This window comes from Nonomuraea sp. NPDC005650, assembly GCF_040605375.1.
GTDB lineage: Bacteria > Actinomycetota > Actinomycetes > Streptosporangiales > Streptosporangiaceae > Nonomuraea.
The window spans coordinates 182,166-201,818 of record NZ_JBEXCR010000018.1 but is presented as its reverse complement, the minus strand read 5'-3'; the positions used below and the strand labels follow the sequence as shown (position 1 = coordinate 201,818).

The following is a 19,653-nucleotide window of genomic DNA, read 5'->3' as shown; positions in this document are numbered from 1 at the left end:
GCATTATGGGCGGCTCCGTTGGGGGGACACGGGCGTGCCGTGAGGATAACCCCGCATTACGCTCGTGTCCCCCCGTTGCGGCGACTGGTCGGAGCGCGGTGTGCAACTTCGTGCAATTGCACGTTTTCACATTGCGTTGTTCCGTTGAGTAACGCAGGCTTTACCTAGCGTCGGCATCCTGCGAGGGCTGAAGTGACGTCGGGCCATCAGGACGCGGAGGGGGGTTCGGTGGCGCCACGCGTCGCCTTGGCCCGGATGCCGGTGGCCGAGACACGGGACGGATCACCGACCGCCCCGTGTCTCGGCACTTTTCGATGCCGGGAGTACGACGGGCCGTGGGGGTCATCGTGCTCCCGGCATCGCTGTTCCCGGCCGTCGTCTCGGCCCAGGTGCCCCTCGGCTGAGGGGGCGCGCGATTGTGGGCGGTTGGCCGGAGCCGATGGTGCGCCGCCAGGGTGGTGCGGTGTGAGAGGGCGGTGGCGCGCAGTCAGGGTGGTGGGGTGCGGGCCGTGGAGGTGGGGTGGGTGGAAGGGCGTGGGCGCGCCTGGTGTGGGTGCTGCGGCGTGGTTTGGAGGCAGGGCCTAGACTTGGGCTCAATCAGAGCCACGGCAGGAGGGGGCCGCAGCATGTCCAAGTTCACCGAGATGGGTTTGACCTTCGATGACGTGCTGCTGGTGCCGGGATATTCAGACCTGCAACCAGGCGAGGCCGATACGAGGTCACGGCTGTCCCGAGGCATCACCCTGTCCATCCCGCTGGTCTCCGCGGCCATGGACACCGTCACCGAGGCCCGCATGGCGGTCGCCATGGCCCGCCAGGGCGGCATCGGCATCCTGCACCGCAACCTGTCGGTCGAGGAGCAGGCCCAGCAGGTCGACCTGGTCAAGCGGTCCGAGGCCGGCATGGTCACCAACCCGGTGACCTGCAGCCCCGACGACACGCTGGCCGACGTCGAGAAGCTCTGCGCGACGTACCGGATCTCGGGCGTCCCGGTGACGGACGTCGACGGCACGCTGCTCGGCATCGTGACCAACCGCGACATGCGCTTCGAGGCTGACCATTCGCGCTCCGTACGCGAGGTCATGACCAAGATGCCGCTCGTCACCGCCCCGGTCGGGGTCTCGCGTGACGAGGCGTTCGCCCTGCTCCGGCGGAACAAGATCGAGAAGCTGCCGCTGGTCGACCCCGACGGCAGGCTGCGCGGCCTGGTCACGGTGAAGGACTTCACCAAGAGCGAGCAGTACCCGCTGTCCACCAAGGACGCCGACGGCCGGCTGATCGTGGGGGCGGCCGTCGGCGTCGGTGGCGACGCCGAGCTGCGGGCCAAGTCGCTGATCGAGGCCGGTGTCGACGTGGTGGTCGTCGACGTGGCCCACGGTCACTCCAAGGGCCTGGCCGACATGGTCGGCAAGATCAAGGCCAACAGCAAGGTCCAGGTCATCGCGGGCAACATCGCGACCAGGGCCGGGGCGCAGATGCTGGTCGACGCGGGCGCGGACGCGGTCAAGGTGGGCGTCGGGCCCGGCTCGATCTGCACCACGCGGGTGGTGGCCGGGGTCGGCGCGCCGCAGGTCACGGCCATCTACGAGGCCTCCAGGGCGTGCGGGCCGGCGGGCGTGCCGGTCATCGGCGACGGCGGCCTGCAGTACTCCGGCGACATCGTCAAGGCCATCGCGGCCGGCGCCGACACGGTCATGCTGGGCTCGCTGCTCGCCGGCTGCGAGGAGTCGCCCGGTGAGCTGATCTTCATCAACGGCAAGCAGTTCAAGTCGTACCGGGGCATGGGGTCGCTCGGCGCGGTGCGCAACCGCGAGCGCGGCGGCATGTCCTTCAGCAAGGACCGCTACGCCCAGGCCGACGTCGGCGGTGACGACAAGTACATCCCCGAGGGCATCGAGGGCCAGGTGCCCTACCGTGGCCCGGTCGCGGCCGTCGCGCACCAGCTCATCGGCGGCCTGCGCCAGGGGATGTGGTACGCCGGCTGCCGCACGATCGCGCAGATGCACACCGACTGCGAGCTCATGCCGATCACGTCGGCGGGCCTCAAGGAGAGCCACCCCCACGACATCCAGATGACCGTGGAAGCTCCGAACTATCACAGAAGGTAAGTTCATGACTCAGCAGGTGGAGATCGGCCGGGGCAAGGCCGGGCGGCGGGCGTACTCGCTTGACGAGATCGGCCTGGTCCCCTCGCGGCGCACCCGGGACCCGGAGGAGGTCTCGATCGCCTGGCAGATCGACGCCTACCGGTTCGAGCTGCCGGTAGTGGTCGCCCCCATGGACAGCGTGGTGTCCCCGGCCACCGCCATCGAGATCGGCCGGCTCGGCGGCCTCGCGCCGCTCGACCTCGAAGGACTCTGGACGCGGTACGAAGACCCGTCGCCGCTGCTGGAGGAGTGCGCCGCGCTCGACGCGGAGGCGGCCACCAGGCGGCTCCAGGAGATCTACGCGGCGCCGATCAAGGAAGACCTGATCGGCCGGCGGATCGAGGAGATCCGGGCCTCCGGCGTGACCACCGCCGTGCGGCTGTCGCCGCAGCGCACGGTCCAGTACCACAAGGCCGTGATCGACGCGGGTGTCGACATCTTCGTCATCCGCGGCACCACCGTCTCGGCCGAGCACGTGTCGGGCCGGGCCGAGCCGCTCAACCTCAAGCAGTTCATCTACGAGCTGGACGTTCCGGTTATCGTGGGCGGTTGCGCCACGTACACGGCGGCCCTGCACCTGATGCGCACCGGCGCGGCGGGCGTGCTGGTGGGCTTCGGCGGCGGCGCCTCGCACACGACGCGCAACGTGCTGGGCGTGGCCGTGCCGATGGCCACGGCGATCTCCGACGTGGCGGCGGCGCGGCGCGACTACATGGACGAGTCCGGCGGGCGCTACGTGCACGTGATCGCCGACGGCGGCATGGGCACCTCCGGCGACATCGCCAAGGCCATCGCCTGCGGCGCCGACGCCGTGATGGTGGGTTCGCCGCTGGCCAGGGCCGCCGAGGCGCCAGGTCACGGGTTCCACTGGGGTTCGGAGGCGCACCACCCCGACCTGCCGCGTGGCCGGCGGGTGGAGTTCGGGACGGTCGGCACGCTGGAGCAGATCCTGCACGGGCCGTCGAGCGTGGCGGACGGCTCGATGAACCTGATGGGCGCGCTCAAGCGGACCATGGCCTCCACCGGCTACTCCGACATCAAGGAATTCCAGCGCGTCGAGGTCGTGGTGGCCCCGATCCAGCGCTGACGCCCATGCCGGAGAGCGCGGTCGAGCGGGTGTTCCGCGAGGAGTACGGCAGGGCCGTCGCCGTGCTCGTGCGGGTCTTCGGCGACATCGACGTCGCCGAGGAGGCGGTGCAGGAGGCGTTCAGCGTGGCGGTGCGGCAGTGGCCGTCCGCCGGGGCGCCGCCGAGCCCGGCCGGGTGGATCATCACGACCGCGCGCAACCGGGCCATCGACCGGTTGCGCAGGGAGTCGGCGCGGCCCGGCAAGTACGCGCAGGCCGCGCTCCTGCACGCCCAGGACGAGCCCCTGGACGTCGGACCCGTTCAGGACGACCGGCTGCGGCTGATCTTCACGTGCTGCCACCCCGCGCTCGCCGTGCAGGCGCGGGTGGCTCTCACGCTGCGGCTGCTCGGCGGGCTGACGACGGCGGAGATCGCCCGCGCGTTCCTGGTGCCCGAGGCCACGCTGGCGCAGCGGCTGGTGCGGGCGAAGGGCAAGATCCGGGCCGCCGGGATCCCGTACCGGATCCCGGGGGAGGCCGACCTGCCCGAGCGCCTGCGCGCGGTGCTGGCCGTGGTCTACCTGATCTTCAACGAGGGTTACACCGCCATCCGCGAGGACCTGTGCGCCGAGGCCATCCGGCTCGGGCGGCTGCTGGCCGAGCTCCTGCCGGACGAACCCGAGGTCACGGGGCTGCTGGCGCTGATGCTGCTGACCGAGTCGCGGCGCGCCGCCCGTACGTCCGAGGAGGGCGAGCTGGTGCTGCTGGGGGAGCAGGACCGCGGGCTGTGGGATCGCGAGCTCATCGCGGAGGGCCAGGAGCTCGTACGGCGCTGCCTGCGGCGGGACGAGCCCGGCCCGTACCAGATCCAGGCCGCGATCAACGCCGTGCACAGCGACGCGGCGAGAGCGAAGGACACCGACTGGCGGCAGATCGTGCGGCTCTACGACCTGCTGGCGGAGCTCGACCCCGGCCCGGTCGTGGCGGTGCACCGGGCGGTGGCGGTGGCCGAGGTGGAGGGGCTGGAGGCGGCGCTGGGGCTGCTCAGGGGGCCCGACGACTACTACCTGTTCCACGCGGTGCGGGCCGACCTGCTGCGGCGGCTCGGGCGCGAGGAGGAGGCCGCGACGGCGTACGAGGCCGCGGCCGCGCGGGCGGGCAACGAGGTGGAGCGGGACTTCCTGCGCGGGCGGCTGATCACTGGCGGGCGTACGTCATGACCACCGCCCCGTTGTCGTAGGTCTTCGAGCCGGTCAGCGTGAACACGGTCGGCCGGAACTCGCCGTCGAACGCCGGGATGCCCGCCCCGGCCACCACCGGGTAGCACTTGACGATCAGCTCGTCGATCTCCGGCAGCAGGGCGCCGGCCAGCTTGCCGCCCCCGCAGAGGTAGATGTCCAGGCCGTCCTCCTGCTTGAGACGGCGCACCAGGCCGAGCGGGTCGCCGGTGACCAGCTCGACGGCAGGGTCCGCGATCTCCATGGTGCTGGACACGACGTACTGCCGCAGATGGGCGTACGGGCTGGTCACGCTTTTGTCGATCTGGTACGTGGCGCGGCCCATGAGCACCGTGTCGAAGCGCTGGTTGGGTGCGTCGAGGCCGATCATGGCGCGGAGGTGGGTGGGGACGGTCTCGGGGTAACGGGCGTTGATGTCGGCCATCATGTCGTCGGCCCACGGGTAGAAGTCGAACTCGCCGTTCGGCCCCGCGATGTAGCCGTCGATGGAAGTGGCGACGTAGTACACGAGCTTCCGCAAAATGACTCCAGATAAAGTACTATGGTTGAAGTGGTTTAACCGTAGTACTACAGATGGAGTGGTGTCAACGTGGTCAGGCAGAACGTCGCCAGGCGGGCGGCGCTGGTCGATGCCGCGATCGAGGTGCTGGCCAGGGAAGGGGCCCGCGGGCTGACGTTCAGGGCGGTGGACGCGCAGGCGGAGGTGCCCCCGGGCACCGCGTCCAACTACTTCCCCAGTCGCGACGAGCTGTTCACCCAGGCGGGCGGCCGGATCTACGAGCTCCTGCAGCCGGACGCCGCTATGACCGCCGCCCATATGAGCGGGCCGCGTGACCGCGACCGGGTGGTCGCGCTGATGCACGAGGTGGTGGATCGGGTGGCGGCGTACAGATCGGGCTATCTGGCGCTGCTGGAGCTGCGCCTGGAGGCCACCCGGCGGCCGGAGCTGCGGGCCGTGCTGACCGAGCGGATCCGCGCCGATGTGGCCGCGAACGTGCGCAACCACCTCGAATCGGGCCTCCCCGGCGACGCGACGACCGTCGTGCTGCTCTACCTCGCCATGAACTGGCTGATCGTCGAGCGGCTCACGCTGCCCGACGTGTTCGGCGAGGAGGAGATCCACAAGCTCGTGACCAGCGCCGTTGAGCGGTTGTTGCCCTAGCATGCGGGCATGGCCGACCTACGCCACACGCACGAGCTGGCCTTCGCCGGCGACGTCGTCATCAAGCGCTACATGGACAGCAAGCCAGGCGCGGCCGAGCGCGAGTGGCGCGCGCTGACCCTGCTGGCCGAGTACGCCCCCGGCCTGGCCCCCGAGCCGATCGGCTACGAGGACGGCGTGGTGACGATGTCCAGGATCGACGGGGTGTCGCTGCGCGGGCTGCTCGCGACGGCCGTGCACGTCGCGGCCCTGGTCGAGGCGCTGGCCGAGCTGCACGCCGCGGTGCCGCCGCACGTGCTCCGGTCCGTCCCGCTGCGCCCGTGGCAGCTTGAGGCGCTCGCCGACTGGGCCGGGCGGCGCGGCGCGTGCTGGGAACCCAGGGGCCCGCTGGCGGACCGGGCGGTCAGGGAGGGCACGCGGTGGCTGGAGAGCTGGTCGCCGGGCGAGTTGGGGATCACACCGGTGTTCGGGGCGGGCGACGGCAACCTGGCGAACTTCCTGTGGGACGGCACCCGCGTCCGCATCGTCGACTACGAGGAGTCGGGGCGCAGCGACGTGGCGTTCGAGCTGGCGGAGGCGGCCGAGCACGTGTCGATGTGGGTGGACGGCGAGGTGGAGATCGCGCACCGGTTCGAGTTGAGCCCGCAGGAGGAACGGCGGATGCGCGAGTGCCGCAAGCTGCACGCGCTCGTCTGGTTGTTCCTGCTCTCGCACGAGCACCCGCGCAATCCGCCGGGCACCTTCGAGCGACAGGTCGAACGCGTGCTGGCAACATTGGCCGCATGAGACTGGCGGTGCACACCGACAAGGACGCCGTGGAGCTGCTGGTCCACGACGCCTACTCGCCGTGGATCGAGATCGTCGGCATGCGGCCGCTGCCCATGGAGGCCGACTACGGCGCCCTCATCGCGGCCGGGCGGGTGCACGTCACCGACGCGCTCGACGGGCTCATCGTGCTCGTGCCCGAGGACGGCGTCCTGCTGGTGGAGAACGTCGCCGTACAGCCCGGCAGCCAGGGCAAGGGGCTCGGGCGGGCGCTGATGGCGTACGCCGAGCAGGAGGCGCGCTGGCTGGGGCTGCCCGCGCTGCGCCTCTACACGAACACCAGGATGACCGCCAACATCGCCCTGTACGAGTCGCTCGGCTACGTCGAGACCGGCCGCATGGGCGTCGAGGGCCGCTCCGCGGTCATGATGCGCAAGCGGCTCACCCCGTGAGGACGCCCAGGAGGTGGCTGACCTCCCTGGCCACCGCGTCCCGCCCGGCCTTGAGATATTTGCGCGAGTCGACCACGCGCTCGTCGTGGGCCAGGTAGTCGCGCACGGCACCGGTGAACGCCTTGTTCAGGTGGGTCGCGATGTTGATCTTCTTCATGCCGTTCCGCACGGCCTCGCGCAGCACGTCGTCCGGCACCCCCGACGACCCGTGCAGCACCAGCGGCACCGGCACCGTGGCCCGCAGCTCGGCGATGAGCCCCAGGTCCAGCACCGCGTCCTTGGTCGTCATGGCGTGCGAGGTGCCCACGGCCACGGCCAGGGCGTCCACGCCGGTCTTGGTCACGTAGTCGAGCGCCTCGTGGGGCTTGGTGCGCGCGCCCGGCGCGTGCACGCCGTCCTTGCCCCCGACCTCGCCCAGCTCGGCCTCCACCCACACGCCGCGCTCGTGGCACCACGCCACCACCTCGGCGGTCGCGCGCACGTTCTCGTCGTCGGGCAGGGCCGAGGCGTCGAACATCACCGAGCCCAGCCCCAGCTCCACCGCCTCCTCCACGAGCGCGCGGTCGGTGGCGTGGTCGAGGTGGACCGCGACCGGCACCTCCGCCCGCCTGGCCACCGCCAGCGAGGCCAGCGCGACGGGCTCCAGCGCGCCGTGGTAGCGCACGCAGTTTTCGCTGATCTGCAGCACCACCGGCAGGCCCAGGGCCTCGGCGCCGGCCACGATGGCGGTGGCGTGCTCGAGCTGGATCACGTTGAACGCGCCCACCCCAGCGGGCGACTGGCGGATGATGTCGCCGATGGCGGCGAGGGGCATGGCGTGCTCCTTACGTGATGATGATCTGGGGGTGTATGTCGGCGTAGACGTCGGGGTCGAAGTCGCCGGCCACGGGCGCGGCCACGGCGGCCGCGCCGAGCGCCGCCGCCCGGCGGAGGCTGTCGGGCCACGGCGCCGACTCCACCAGGCCCAGCGCGAGCCCGGCGACCAGCGAGTCGCCCGCCCCCGTCGGATTACCCCGCACGGTGTACGGCATGCGCGCCGTGAAGGTGCCCTCCTCGGTGACCGCCAGCAGCCCGTCGGCGCCCATGGACACCACCACGGCCCCGGCGCCCTGGCTCCGCAGCGCCTGCGCGCCCTCCGCCGGGGTGCCGCCGGGAACGGCCCTGGCCAGCTCTTCCCGGTTGGGCTTGACCACGGACGGACGGCCCTTGGGGGCGTGTCGGAGCGGGTCGCCGTCGGCGTCGACGATGGCCGGGACCCCCTTGCCGGCGGCGACGGCCGCCAGCGTGGCGTAGGTGTCGGCGGGGACGCCGCGCGGGAGGCTGCCCGAGATCACGACCGCGCCGGCGCCGTCGAGGAGCGTTTCGTAACGCCGTACGAAGCCCGCCAGCTCGGTGGGGGTGACCTCGGGGCCCGGCTCGTTGAACAGCGCCGTGCGCGTGCCCGGCCGCTCCGAGACGACCAGCGTCGTGCGGGAGTCGGCGGCGACGGGGTGCAGGGCGCCGGGCAGGCCGGCCGCCCGCAGGTCGTCCTCGATCGCCCGCCCCGTGGGGCCGCCCGCCAGCCCCGTGACCAGCACGTCCTGGCCCAGCGCGGCCAGCACGCGGGCGACGTTGACGCCCTTGCCGCCGGCGCGCCGGTGCACCGCGCTGACCCGGTTGACCCCGTCCCAGTCGACGTCGGGGACCTGGTAGGTCACGTCGAGGGCGGCGTTGAGCGTCACGGTGAGGATCATCAGGGCTCCGTGATCCAGACGCCGTCCTTCATCACCCCGGCCACCTCCAGCGAGTCGGACAGCACCACGAGGTCGGCCGCCTTGCCCACGGCGATCGAGCCGATGCGGCCGGCCAGGCCCAGCACCCGCGCGGGCGTCAGGGAGGCCACCTGGACGGCGTCGGGCAGCGACATGCCGACCTCCTGGACGCTGCGCCGGAACGCGACGTCCATGGTCAGCGTGGAGCCCGCGATCGAGCCGCCCTCGACCAGCCTGGCCACGCCGTCCTCCACCCGCACCCGCATGGGGCCGAGCACGTAGTCGCCGTCGCCGAGCCCGGTGGCCGACATCGCGTCGGTGATCAGCGCCGTGCGGCCGGGGCCCGCCACCTCGTACGCCAGGCGCAGCATCGCCGGATGCACGTGCACGCCGTCGTTGATCAGCTCGACCGTCACCCGCTCGTCGTCGAGCAGCGCGGCCACCGGGCCGGGCGCGCGGTGACCCAGCGGCGGCATGGCGTTGTAGAGGTGGGTGGCCACGCTCGCGCCCGCCTCGACGGCCTGGATCGTCGTCTCGTAGTCGGCGTCGCTGTGCCCCACGGCCGCGATCACGCCCTCGGCGGCGGCCATGCGGATGACGTCGAGCGCGCCGGGCAGCTCGGCCGCGATGGTCACCATGCGGACGTGCCCGCGCCCGGCCTTCAGCAGCGCCGTGAGCTCCTGCCGCGACGGCTCCCGCAGCAGCGTCGGGTCGTGCGCGCCGCAGCGGGCCCTGGCGATGTAGGGGCCTTCGAAGTGGATGCCGGCCAGCAGCCCTTCCTCGCACAGCTCGGCCAGCGCGGCCGCGGCCGCGGTCAGCCCGTCGAGCGTGTCGGTGACCAGGCTGGCCATCGTCGTGGTGGTGCCGTGGCGGCGGTGCAGCTCGACGGCCGTGCGCGCCTTGTCCTGCTCGCCGGTCGGGAACGAGCCGCCCGCGCCCCCGTGGTTGTGGATGTCCACGAACCCGGGGATGACGTGCCGCCCGCCCACGCTCAGGCCCTGACCGGGGGCGGATCCGCGGCCGACGTGCGTGATGCGGCCGTCTTCGATGGTCAGCCACCCCTCGTGGACCCCCTCGGGGGTCACGATCCTGGCGTCGGCAAGAGTAAGGCTCATGAAGAAAGGATCACAGATCGCGTGAGGTGCATGGGCTCGTCGGGGTTCAGCCCTTGGGCGAAGGCCCGGGCGACGGCCACCCGCTGGGCGCGGATCAGCTCGGCCATGGGGTCGAGCGCGGTCTCGAAGAACGTGCCGCCGGTCTCCTCGACCTGCGCGCGCAGGCCCTCTGGGGCGGTGCCGAGCATCCACGTCACGCGCCCGGGCGCGGCGATGCTGATCGGGCCGTGCCGGTATTCCATTGCCGGGTACGCCTCCGTCCACGAGCGGGACGCCTCGCGCATCTTCAGCGCCGCCTCCTGGGCCAGGCCGACCGACCAGCCGGTGCCGAGGAAGCTGAACTGCCCGGCCCCCACCAGCTCGTCGGGCAGCGGCGCGGCCAATGCCGCCTCGGCGTCCTCGACGGCCTGGTCGAGGTCCTCGCCGAGGCTGGCGCGCAGTAGGGCAAGCTGCGTGGTCGCGAACCTGGTCTGCACGACCGACTGCTCGTCGGCGTAGTCGAGCACGACGACCTCGTCGGCGGCCGTCATGATCGGCGTGTCGGGGTCGGCGGTGATGGCAGTGGTCCTCGTGGTGGTCCTGGCCAGCAGCTCCAGCACCTCGGTCGTGGTGCCGGAACGCGTCAGCGCGAGCACGCGGTCGTACGAGCGCCCGATCGGGGCCTCGGAGGCCGCGAACGCGTCGGTCTCGCCGAGCCCGGCCCGCTCGCGCAGGGAGGCGTACGCCATCGCGATGAACCACGACGTGCCGCACCCCACCACGGCGACCCGCTCGCCCGGGCGCGGCAGCGCGTCGGCGGGGACGCTCGCGATGGCGCGGCGCCAGCACGACGGCTGGGACGCGATCTCGGCCTCGGTGTGGGTGGTCACCACTTGCCTCCCGACGATTGATTGTTTCTGCTGGTTTTATACCAGGAAAGTGCATTAATGGACACTGTTGGCCCTGGCCCGGCTGGTTGTGCCACGCTTGCCCTTGTCCCCATCGCCTAGGAGGCCTTGTGTCCCGCTATGACCGCTGGAACGCCATCCTCGAGCTGCTGGCCCAGGAAGGCAGGCTGTCGGTGGAGGAGGCCGCCCAGGCGCTCGGCGTCTCCACGGCGACGATCAGGCGGGACTTCGATCAGCTCGCCCAGCAGCAGATGCTCATGCGCACGCGAGGCGGCGCGGTCGCGCAGAGCGTGAGCTACGACCTGCCGCTGCGCTACAAGACGGCCAGGCACGCCGACGAGAAGCACCGCATCGCGACGGCGGCGGCCGAGCTGGTGACGCCCGGCGCCGTGGTGGGGCTCAACGGCGGCACGACCACCTCCGAGCTGGCCCGCACGCTCGCCACGCTGTCCACGCTGGAGAGCGGGTTCACGATCGTCACGAACGCACTGAACATCGCGGCCGAGCTGACCGTCCGCCAGCACGTCAAGATCGTGGTGACCGGCGGGGTGGCCAGGCAGCAGTCGTACGAGCTCATCGGGCCGCTGGCCACCGGAGTGCTGGAGCAGGTGACGCTGGACGTGGCCTTCCTCGGGGTGGACGCGCTCGACGTCGAGCTCGGCGCCTCGGCCCACCACGAGGGGGAGGCGAGCGTCAACCACCTGCTGATCAGCCGGGCCGCGCACGTGGTCGTGGTGGCCGACTCCTCCAAGGTCGGGAAGCGGGCCTTCTCCCGGATCTGCCCCATCGGGCAGGTCGACACGCTGGTCACCGACGCCCGGCTCTCCGACGCGATGGCCGCGGAGCTGACGGAGGCGGGCGTGAAGGTCGTCCGCGCCTGAGTCGGTGTCTGAGCTCGCGCGCTCTGGACGGCCGCGTTACAGCCCGACTGCCCCGCGGGTAGGTATCAGGCGCAGGCGACAAAGCCGTACCAGGGGGAAGATATGACGTCGGGAAGGCGCGAGGCTCGGCTCGGGCCGGCGGAGCGGACCGAAGCCTTGGAGCGCATGGCCGGTCAGGTCTTCGACGTGGTCGTGGTCGGCGGCGGCATCGTGGGCGCCGGGATCGCGCTCGACGCCGCGACCAGAGGGCTCGACGTGGCCCTGGTGGAGGCCAGAGACTTCGCCTCCGGCACCTCCTCGCGCTCCTCGAAGCTGATCCACGGGGGCCTGCGATACCTGGAGCAGCTCAACTTCGAGCTGGTGCGCGAGGCGCTGCGGGAGCGGGCGCTGCTGCTGCAGCGGATCGCCCCGCACCTGGTCAGGCCGGTGCCGTTCCTCTTCCCGCTGACCCACTACGTGTGGGAGCGGATCTACGTCGGCGCGGGAGTGGCGCTCTACGACACGCTCGGCGCCGCGGCCGGGACCACCCGCGGCGTGCCGGGCCACCGGCACCTGTCCAGGTCGCGGGCGCTGCGGCTGGCCCCGGCGCTCAAGAAGTCCGCCCTCACGGGCGCCGTCCAGTACTGGGACGCGCAGGTGGACGACGCGCGCTACGTGGTGAGCCTGCTGCGCACCGCGGCCACCTACGGCGCGGCGATCGCGCCGCGGGCGCAGGCGGTCGGCTTCCTGCGGGAGGGCGAGCGGGTCACCGGCGTACGCGTGCGCGACCTGGAGCTGGGCGACGAGCTGGACGTACGCGCCCAGCAGGTGGTGAACGCCACCGGCGTCTGGACCGACGACATCCAGGAACTGGTCGGAGGCCGCGGCCAGATCCACGTACGCGCCTCCAAGGGCATCCATCTGGTGGTCCCGCGGGACCGGATCCACTCGCTGACCGGGATCATCCTGCGCACGGAGAAGTCCGTGCTCTTCGTGATCCCCTGGGGCCGCCACTGGATCATCGGCACCACCGACACCGACTGGAGGCTCGACAAGAGCCACCCCGCCGCCTCCCGCGCGGACATCGAATACCTGCTCGACCACGTGAACGCCGTCCTGTCCGTGCCGCTGACCCACGACGACGTCGAAGGCGTCTACGCGGGGCTGCGCCCGCTGCTGTCGGGCGAGTCGGAGGAGACCTCCAAGCTGTCCAGGGAACACGTGGTGGCGCACCCGGTGCCGGGACTGGTCCTGATCGCCGGCGGGAAGTACACGACCTACCGGGTCATGGCCAAGGACGCGGTGGACGCGGTGGCGCACGGGCTGGACCAGCGGGTGCCGCGCTCGTGCACCGACCGCATCCCGCTGGCGGGCGCCGAGGGCTTCCAGGCGCTGTGGAACTCCAGATACCGCATCGCCCACACCTCGGGGCTGCACGTGGCCAGGATCGAGCACCTGCTGCAGCGCTACGGCTCGATGCTCGACGAGGTGCTGGCGCTGGTCGAGCGCGATCCGTCGCTGGGCAGGCCGCTGACCGGGGCCGACGACTACCTGCGGGCCGAGATCGTCTACGCCGCCACCCACGAGGGGGCCAGGCATCTCAACGACGTGCTGACCCGGCGTACGCGCATCTCGATCGAGACCTTCCACCGCGGTCTGGCCGTGGCCCAGGAGGCCGCCGAGCTGATGGCGGGGCCGCTCGGCTGGGACAGCGAGCAGGTGAAAAGGGAGGTGGAGTACTACACGAAGCGTGTCGAGGCCGAGCGCCGCTCGCAGGAGCAGGACTCCGACCAGGAGGCCGACGCGATCAGGCTCGGCGCGCCGGAGATCGTCCCCGTCGTCATCCCGGAGCAGTCATGAGCGAGCGTAGCGAGCGAATAATCAGACACGCGAACGGTTCGCTCGTGCGGCCGACGAAGGAGGGCGTATGAGTGAACCCTCGAAGAAGCTGTCCGATCCCCGCGAGTTGCTGGAAGGCTACCTCGACCACTACCGCGAGGAGATCCTGCGGACGCTGGAGGGGCTCCCCGAGCCCGAGGTGAGCCGGGTGCCGTCCGGGTGGACGCCCTTGTCGATGCTCAAGCACCTGGCGTACATGGAGCGGCGCTGGTTCGTCTGGGACTTCGCGGGCGAGCAGGTCGAGGACGTGGGGGGCGACCGCGACGAGGACGGCGTGTTCGTCGCGGCCGAGTCGTTCGAGGAGATCAAGGACTTCTACCTGGCGCAGTGCGAACGGTCCAGGCAGGTGGTGGCGGGGGCGAGCCTGTCGGACGTGGCCTCGCGGATCGGCAGGTTCCAGCCGCCCAAGGAGCCGCCGACGCTGGGGTGGATCATGTTCCACGTCCTGGAGGAGTACATGCGGCACGCCGGCCACCTGGACATCGCCCGCGAGCTGGCCGGGTCGTAAAGGAGGGGGCGGCACGCGGCGCTGCGGGATCCGCGTACCGCCCTATCCGGGATGGTCTGTCAGTACTGCGTGGCGTCGTGCACGTCGAGCAGGGGCTCCTTGACGCCGTCGCCCGAGTCGTCGGTCCAGTTGGAGTTACCGGTGGAGATCAGCTTGGTCCGTACGGCCAGGGAGCCCGCCCTGGTCGTCGGCTTGCGGGCGCCCGCGGTGAGGATGCCGGCCGCGCCCGCCACGTGGGGGCTGGCCATCGAGGTGCCGCTGATCGTGTTGTAGCCACCGTTCATCCACGTCGAGTAGATGCAGGTGCCGGGTGCGGTGATCTCGACGGAGGCGCCGTAGTTGGAGTAGAACGCCGAGGTGTCGTCCTGGTCGGTCTCGCTGCGGCACGAGAGCGTGCTGCCGCCGGCGCCGCCGGCCAGGCCGTCGTTGTCGGTCAGCGCCGAGACGGTGACCACGTCGGCGTGGTTGGCGGGGAAGAACGAGGACGTGTTCGCGTGGTTGTTGCCCGCGGCCACCACGACCACGATGCCGGCGTTGACGGCATTGGTGATCGCGTTGCTGATCGCGCTGCTCGTGCAGCCGTTGCAGCCCAGGCTCAGGTTGATGACCTCGATGGTGGAGGCGCGGGCCACCACCCAGTCGATGCCGGCGGCGATCGCGGCCAGGGTGCCGGAGCCGGCCGAGTTGAGCACCTTGACGGCGTGGATGCGGGCGCCGGGCGCGACGCCGACCGAGCCGATGGAGTTGTCGATCGCGCCGACGGTGCCCGCGACGTGCGAACCGTGGCCGTTGTCGTCGACGCCGGCGTTGTTCGTGCAGACGCCCGACACGCAGTTGGCGCGGGCGACGACGTTCAGGTCGGGGTGGGTGTAGTCGACGCCGGTGTCGATGACGGCGACGTCCGTGTCGATGCGCACGTCATCGGTGCCGTCGATGTCCAGGTTCGGGTTGCTGGGGCCGAAGATGCGCCGTAGGCCGGTGGGAGTGGTCTGCACGAAGGCGGTCACCTCGGCGTCGGCCTCGACGCTGAGGACGTTCGGGTTGCGCTTGAGCTGCTCGGCCGCGCTCGCCGTCAGGCGGGCGGTGTAGCCCTTGAACGCGTGCTCGTAGACGCCGACGAGCTGGCCGCCGGCCTGGGACACCTGGTCCTGGGCGGCGGTGCGGGGGGCGGCCCGCATGGTCGGCTTGAGCTCGACGATGTACGTCCCTTCCGCGGCCTGGGCCTCTTGGGTGGCGGCGGAGACGGGCAGCGGCGTCATGGCTAAGGCCATGGCGCTGACGAGCAATGCGAGCAGGGGGGTGCGTGTTCGCATCAGCGTGAGCCCTTCCTGTGTCGCGGACCCAGGGGACCTATGTCATGACAAATCCACTAAGTCCGACATTACATGGTTAGTAAAGTTTTCATCAATTGTCGGACCCTGTCCATGGAAAAAGGTGCTGATTCCATACGAATCAGCACCTTTTAACTAGGTATGTTTGGGCTCAGCGGAGCGGGATCCAGGCCTGCTGTGCCAGCGTGGCGGCGTCGTTGACCTGCATGCCGTCGTACGAGAGCGTCCAGATCGAGTCGCCGATGACCATCGCCCGCTCGATCCCGCCCTGGTCCTTGCCCGGGTGCTTGATCATGCCGACCTTCGTCACGGCCGAGTCGTCGATCTTCAGGACGAGCCCGCCCGCCTCGTTCTGCTGGTACAGCGGGATCACCGCCAGGCCGGTCTTGGGCCAGTACAGGAACGCGTGCGGGTCCCACTCGGCCGTCGAGCCCGAGTCCTTCTGGAACAGCTGCGACAACCTGCGCGGGCCGGCCGGGTCGCTGACGTCGAACAGCGAGACCTGCGTGCCCAGCGTCCTGCCCTTCTCGCTGGCCTCCTGGCCGATGCCGATCAGCCGGCCGTCGGCGCCGGGGTGCAGGTAGGCGGAGTAGCCGGTGATCTTCAGCTCGCCCGTCACCCTGGGCGCCGCCGGGTCGCGCAGGTCGAGCGTGTAGAGCGGGTCGACCTGCTTGAACGTGACGCAGTAGCCGACCGGGCCGATGAACCTGACCGAGTAGATGCGCTCGCCCTCGCCGAGGCCCCCGACCTCGCCCGTCTTGGCCATGGTGTCGGCCTTGAGCACGTACACGGCGCTGGAGCTGGTCTTGCCGTCGGGGGAGTTGAGCGTGGTGGCGATGCGCAGGTGGCCGTCGTACTCCGACAGTGAGTACTGGTTCAGCAGGCGGCCGGGGACCTTGCCGGAGGCCACGTAGGAGGGCGCGCCGGCCGAGGAGATGTCGAAGCGGTGGACCTCGGTCTCCTCCGGCGGGAGCGTGGGGGTGGGCTCGGGGAGGGCGGACGCCGTCGTCCCTGTGGGCGACGGGCTGGGCGTCTCGGAGGCAGGGGGCTGCGTGGGCGTGGGCTCCACGGCCGGGGCGACGTCTCCCGAGGCCGGCGGTGTGGTCGCCGGGGCGTCGTCCACCACCGGCTCACTGATCACCACCGGCATCCACCAGCGCGGGTTGCTGGCCACGTAGAGGCTGCTCCCGGTGCCGTACACGATGTCGCCGTCGGCCGCCAGGCTGATCGGGTCGGTGCCCGCGGCGGTCACGCCCTGCGCGAGGTCGATGGTGTGCACGGTCAGCAGCGAGGTGCCGGTGTAGTCGGCCGGGTGGCTGATCCGCTCGCACTGCACCGAGTCCTTCTTGACGGTGCCGGACGCGTCGGTGATCTCGACCTTGGGGAGCCAGGCGTCCGCCGGGGCCTGGCGGACCGCGGCCTGGTTGCGCTTGAGGCGCTCGGCCTCGGAGACGTCGTCCTTGAACTCGGGGAACGCGATGTCCGGCTGGCTGCGGGTGACCACCCTGACCGTGGAGCCGACCATCCTGGCGTCCACGTACGAGCCCTGCGGCTTGATCGTGCTCAGCACCTTGGGCCGGCCCGACAGGTCGACCAGCACGTACCTGGTGTCGGCCGGCGGGGCGAAGGCGGCCATCCGCTTGTACATGATGTCGCCGCCGCGCATCAGCACCAGCGCGCGGTCGCCCGAGACCAGCAGGTCGGCGGGCACGCCGCGGCCGTTCTCGCCCTCCGTCAGCTTGAGCGAGCCGGTGACCTTCCTGGTGGCGGTGTCGATGATCCGCAGGACGCCGTCCTTGACGGTGATGACCCGATTGCCGTCGGTCTTGACCACGTCGGGCTCGTCCACGCCGGCCTCGTGCACGTTCGTCGTGGAGTGCTCGGGGGTGCTCTGCTTGGCGTTCGCGGTGACCGAGCGGGCGGCGTCCTCCATGTACGCGAGGGGCATGACGTTGTCGAACCCGTACGGGGTGACGCGCTGGGCGGCGTGCTCGCGCAGCCCGGACAGCAGGTCGTCGCAGCCGGTGTAGGCCACCAGGCGGATCGCGCCGAGCGGGCTCACCTTGGGCTTCGGCGGCGCGCCCGCGGTCGTGGAGGTGCAGGCGACCGCGGCCGTCGCGAGCGCCGCGACGGTCGCGGCGGTGCGGATCAGCGTCTTCATGCCCTCAAGACGGCTGCCTCAGGCGGATGGTTCAGGAGCCCTTGTTCGGGTTCGCGGTGAAGACGGGGCTGAAGTCGATCTCGTCGGGCACCTCCAGCAGCTTGCGCACCAGCTTTCCGTTGAAGTCGACCACCTGGACCTCGTCGTCGGTGCCGTTGTCCTGCTCCCAGCAGTAGAGGTGGTTCTCGTCGTAGAAGCCGAGGACCTTGTCGCAGTCGGAGGAGAACTTGCGCAGGCGCTCGCCCGACTGGGTGTCCCAGATGCAGTGGTCGCCGTCGCCGCCGTTGGGGCAGTTGGTGACGAACGTCTTGCCCGAGGGCGAGAAGATGTCCTGCGTGCCGGCGGACAGCGTGCCGATCTCGTTCGCCGAGTGCGTGGCCTTGCCCAGGGCGTTGAAGAAGCGCAGGCTGCGGTTCTTCTCGTCGCCGTAGACGTTGACCGCGCCGTCCTCGGTGCCGTCGAAGCCGAAGGCCGTCTGGCGGATGGAGGTGTCGCTGACGTCGACCTGGGTGGCCTGCTTCCTGGCCACGTCGATGAGGACGAAGCCCAGGTAGAGCCACTTGCTCCCGACCTTGCGCTCGGTGTTGAGCAGGATCTTCGAGCCGTCCCTCGACCACGCCCTGATGCTGCTGATCAGCGGCTTCTTGACGGTCTTGATCGTCGTACGGTCGCCCGACCGGCGGTCGGAGAGGACGATGTAGTCGAAGTCGTCGGAGCTGTAGCTCCTGCCCCGCTCCGCGAGGTAGCGGCCGTCGGGGGAGACCATCGACTCCCAGTTGCCGGCGTACTTCGTGAACGTGCCGCGCAACGAGCCCCTGGCGTAGTCGATCCAGTCGTCCTTCTTCTTGTCGTAGATCTCGTAGGAGGTCAGCACGACCGCGTCGCCCGGGTCCTCGTAGACCGAGATGTTCCCGCCGGGGAGCGCCTTCTTGACGCCCGTCGCCGGCACGGCCGCCTGGGTGGGGGACGGGGTGGCGGTCGTCCTGGACTTCGTCGCGCTGGGCCTCGGGGTGCCGGTCGAGCCGGCCAGCGACGCCTTGTCGACCTGGATGTACACGACCACGCCGGCCAGGATCAGCAGCGCGACCGCCACCGTGACGCCCGCGATCAGCGGCGCCCTGCTCTTCTTCCGCGGCGGGTGCTCGCCCCAGCTCGGGGCGGTGGTCTGGGCATAGGGCCCAGGAGGCTGCCACGGCTGCTGGGGGGAAGGGGCGACGGAGCCCGTGTGCGGGACCGGGCCGGAGTACCCGCCGGGCCCCTGGTACGGGACGGGTCCCGACGGCGGCCCCGGCACGGGACCTGACGGCGGGCCGGGCACGGGACCTGACGGCGGGCCCGGCGGGCCGGACGGCGGGCCCGACGGCGACGCGAACGGAAGCGACGGGGCGGGCCCGGGGTTCGGACCGGAGTGTGGCCCGGGGTTCGGCGCGGCACCCGGCGCCGGGTGCCGCAGCAGCCGCATCATGACCTGCTCGGCCGTCAGCCGCTGCGCCGGGTCCTTGGACAGGCACGCGGCCACCACGTCATGCAGGTGCCCGTCCAGCATGCCCAGGTCGGGATGCTGGTTGAGGACGCGGTTGATCACCGCGGGCATCGTGTCGCTGCCGAACGGCGCCTGCCCGGAGGCGGCGAAGATCATCGCGCTCGCCCACGCGAACATGTCGGAGGCCGGGCCGACCGTGTGCCCCATGATCTGCTCGGGCGACATGTACGCCGGCGTGCCCACGACCATGCTGCTGATCGTCGAGGTGGCGTTCAGTGCCCTGGCGATGCCGAAGTCGATCACCCGGGGTCCGTCGGCGCCGATGATCACGTTGGCCGGCTTGAAGTCGCGGTGGACGATGCCCGCCTGGTGGATGGCGGCCAGCGCGGTGGCGGTGTTGATGGCCAGCCGGTGCAGGACGGTCCCGGTGCGCGGCCCGTCCTCCGTCACGACCCGGTGCAGCGACGGCCCTTCGATGTATTCGCTGATGATGTACGGCCGGTCCTGCTCGACCCCGGTGCCGAGAACGGCGGCGGTGCAGAACGGCGCCACCTGCTGGGCCACCTGGACCTCGCGCGTGAACCTCTCTGCGCTCACCTGGTCGCCCGACAGGTCGGGGCGCAGCCATTTGACGGCCACGCGGGAGTCATTGTGACCTTTGGCGAGATAGACGACGCCCTGGCCGCCCTCCCCGATCCGGCCGAGGAGATCCAGGCCCCCGAGCCGTTGTGGATCTCCGGGGCGTAGCGGCGCGAAGATTGCCATGTAGGGATTCTGTCGCTACGGCGCGAATCCGCAAAAACTACCCGTGGGTAGCCAGGCGGAATA

17 protein-coding genes are annotated in these 19,653 nt (G+C 71.1%); 9 read left to right on the top strand and 8 right to left on the bottom strand.

Annotation, left to right across the window (positions count from 1 at the left end; translation table 11 throughout):
* Nucleotides 1–626: 626 nt before the first annotated feature.
* From guaB to ABZS69_RS30280, 3 genes are read left to right on the top strand one after another with little or no spacing between them, the layout of a single operon-like run.
* Nucleotides 627–2,108, top strand: a complete 1,482-nt coding sequence (guaB, locus tag ABZS69_RS30290) for an IMP dehydrogenase (RefSeq protein ID WP_355378541.1) — start codon at nucleotides 627–629, stop codon at nucleotides 2,106–2,108.
* 4 nt (nucleotides 2,109–2,112) lie between these two features.
* Nucleotides 2,113–3,234: a GuaB3 family IMP dehydrogenase-related protein gene (locus ABZS69_RS30285; RefSeq protein WP_355378540.1), complete on the top strand. Its 1,122-nt coding sequence runs from the start codon at nucleotides 2,113–2,115 to the stop codon at nucleotides 3,232–3,234.
* A gap of 5 nt (nucleotides 3,235–3,239) precedes the next feature.
* Complete coding sequence (locus tag ABZS69_RS30280) at nucleotides 3,240–4,433, top strand: sigma-70 family RNA polymerase sigma factor (protein WP_355378538.1); 1,194 nt, start codon at nucleotides 3,240–3,242, stop codon at nucleotides 4,431–4,433.
* Here the strand turns inward: ABZS69_RS30280 and ABZS69_RS30275 are convergent.
* A complete protein-coding gene (locus ABZS69_RS30275; RefSeq protein WP_355378536.1) occupies nucleotides 4,411–4,971 on the bottom strand; it encodes a dihydrofolate reductase family protein in 561 nt (186 codons plus the stop codon). The two genes, ABZS69_RS30280 and ABZS69_RS30275, sit on opposite strands and share 23 nt — an antisense overlap.
* 69 nt (nucleotides 4,972–5,040) lie before the next feature.
* Between ABZS69_RS30275 and ABZS69_RS30270 the strand changes: the two genes are divergently transcribed.
* Genes ABZS69_RS30270 through ABZS69_RS30260 form a run of 3 tightly spaced genes read left to right on the top strand, consistent with a single transcriptional unit; the run spans nucleotide 5,041 to nucleotide 6,830 of the window.
* Nucleotides 5,041–5,613: a TetR family transcriptional regulator gene (locus tag ABZS69_RS30270; RefSeq protein ID WP_355378535.1), complete on the top strand. Its 573-nt coding sequence runs from the start codon at nucleotides 5,041–5,043 to the stop codon at nucleotides 5,611–5,613.
* A gap of 9 nt (nucleotides 5,614–5,622) precedes the next feature.
* Nucleotides 5,623–6,399 (top strand): phosphotransferase, encoded by a 777-nt coding sequence (locus ABZS69_RS30265; protein WP_355378533.1) that lies wholly within the window; start codon nucleotides 5,623–5,625, stop codon nucleotides 6,397–6,399.
* Nucleotides 6,396–6,830: a GNAT family N-acetyltransferase gene (locus ABZS69_RS30260; protein ID WP_355378531.1), complete on the top strand. Its 435-nt coding sequence runs from the start codon at nucleotides 6,396–6,398 to the stop codon at nucleotides 6,828–6,830. Before ABZS69_RS30265 ends, ABZS69_RS30260 begins: the two co-directional genes overlap by 4 nt.
* On the opposite strand, the gene ABZS69_RS30255 is transcribed toward ABZS69_RS30260, so the two are convergent.
* From ABZS69_RS30255 to ABZS69_RS30240, 4 genes are read right to left on the bottom strand one after another with little or no spacing between them, the layout of a single operon-like run.
* The gene (locus ABZS69_RS30255) at nucleotides 6,820–7,644 is read right to left on the bottom strand and encodes a class II fructose-bisphosphate aldolase (protein WP_355378529.1); all 825 of its coding nucleotides are present in this window, start codon (nucleotides 7,642–7,644) and stop codon (nucleotides 6,820–6,822) included. The two genes, ABZS69_RS30260 and ABZS69_RS30255, sit on opposite strands and share 11 nt — an antisense overlap.
* A gap of 10 nt (nucleotides 7,645–7,654) precedes the next feature.
* Nucleotides 7,655–8,563: a 1-phosphofructokinase family hexose kinase gene (locus tag ABZS69_RS30250; RefSeq protein WP_355378528.1), complete on the bottom strand. Its 909-nt coding sequence runs from the start codon at nucleotides 8,561–8,563 to the stop codon at nucleotides 7,655–7,657.
* A complete protein-coding gene (gene nagA / locus ABZS69_RS30245) occupies nucleotides 8,563–9,696 on the bottom strand; it encodes an N-acetylglucosamine-6-phosphate deacetylase (protein ID WP_355378526.1) in 1,134 nt (377 codons plus the stop codon). The genes ABZS69_RS30250 and nagA overlap by 1 nt, the downstream gene beginning before the upstream one ends.
* Nucleotides 9,693–10,565, bottom strand: coding sequence for a sugar isomerase (locus ABZS69_RS30240; protein WP_355378525.1), 873 nt, complete (start codon nucleotides 10,563–10,565; stop codon nucleotides 9,693–9,695). Before ABZS69_RS30240 ends, nagA begins: the two co-directional genes overlap by 4 nt.
* A 128-nt stretch (nucleotides 10,566–10,693) precedes the next feature.
* Here ABZS69_RS30240 and ABZS69_RS30235 point away from each other — a divergent pair, with 128 nt between their 5' ends.
* The 3 genes from ABZS69_RS30235 (at nucleotide 10,694) to ABZS69_RS30225 (ending at nucleotide 13,850) form a co-directional block, all read left to right on the top strand.
* Entirely contained in the window at nucleotides 10,694–11,464 is a 771-nt protein-coding gene (locus ABZS69_RS30235) for a DeoR/GlpR family DNA-binding transcription regulator (RefSeq protein ID WP_355378523.1), read from the top strand.
* A gap of 102 nt (nucleotides 11,465–11,566) precedes the next feature.
* Nucleotides 11,567–13,303, top strand: coding sequence for a glycerol-3-phosphate dehydrogenase/oxidase (locus ABZS69_RS30230; RefSeq protein ID WP_355378521.1), 1,737 nt, complete (start codon nucleotides 11,567–11,569; stop codon nucleotides 13,301–13,303).
* Nucleotides 13,304–13,370: 67 nt separating this feature from the next.
* The gene (locus ABZS69_RS30225; RefSeq protein ID WP_355378519.1) at nucleotides 13,371–13,850 is read left to right on the top strand and encodes a DinB family protein; all 480 of its coding nucleotides are present in this window, start codon (nucleotides 13,371–13,373) and stop codon (nucleotides 13,848–13,850) included.
* A 59-nt stretch (nucleotides 13,851–13,909) separates the two neighbouring features.
* Here the strand turns inward: ABZS69_RS30225 and ABZS69_RS30220 are convergent, their stop codons facing one another.
* The 3 genes from ABZS69_RS30220 to ABZS69_RS30210 form a co-directional block, all read right to left on the bottom strand.
* Complete coding sequence (locus tag ABZS69_RS30220; protein ID WP_355378517.1) at nucleotides 13,910–15,163, bottom strand: S8 family serine peptidase; 1,254 nt, start codon at nucleotides 15,161–15,163, stop codon at nucleotides 13,910–13,912.
* A gap of 169 nt (nucleotides 15,164–15,332) precedes the next feature.
* The gene (locus ABZS69_RS30215; RefSeq protein ID WP_355378515.1) at nucleotides 15,333–17,342 is read right to left on the bottom strand and encodes a beta-propeller domain-containing protein; all 2,010 of its coding nucleotides are present in this window, start codon (nucleotides 17,340–17,342) and stop codon (nucleotides 15,333–15,335) included.
* Between the two features lie 31 nt (nucleotides 17,343–17,373).
* Nucleotides 17,374–19,590: a protein kinase gene (locus tag ABZS69_RS30210; protein WP_355378512.1), complete on the bottom strand. Its 2,217-nt coding sequence runs from the start codon at nucleotides 19,588–19,590 to the stop codon at nucleotides 17,374–17,376.
* Nucleotides 19,591–19,653: the final 63 nt, after the last annotated feature.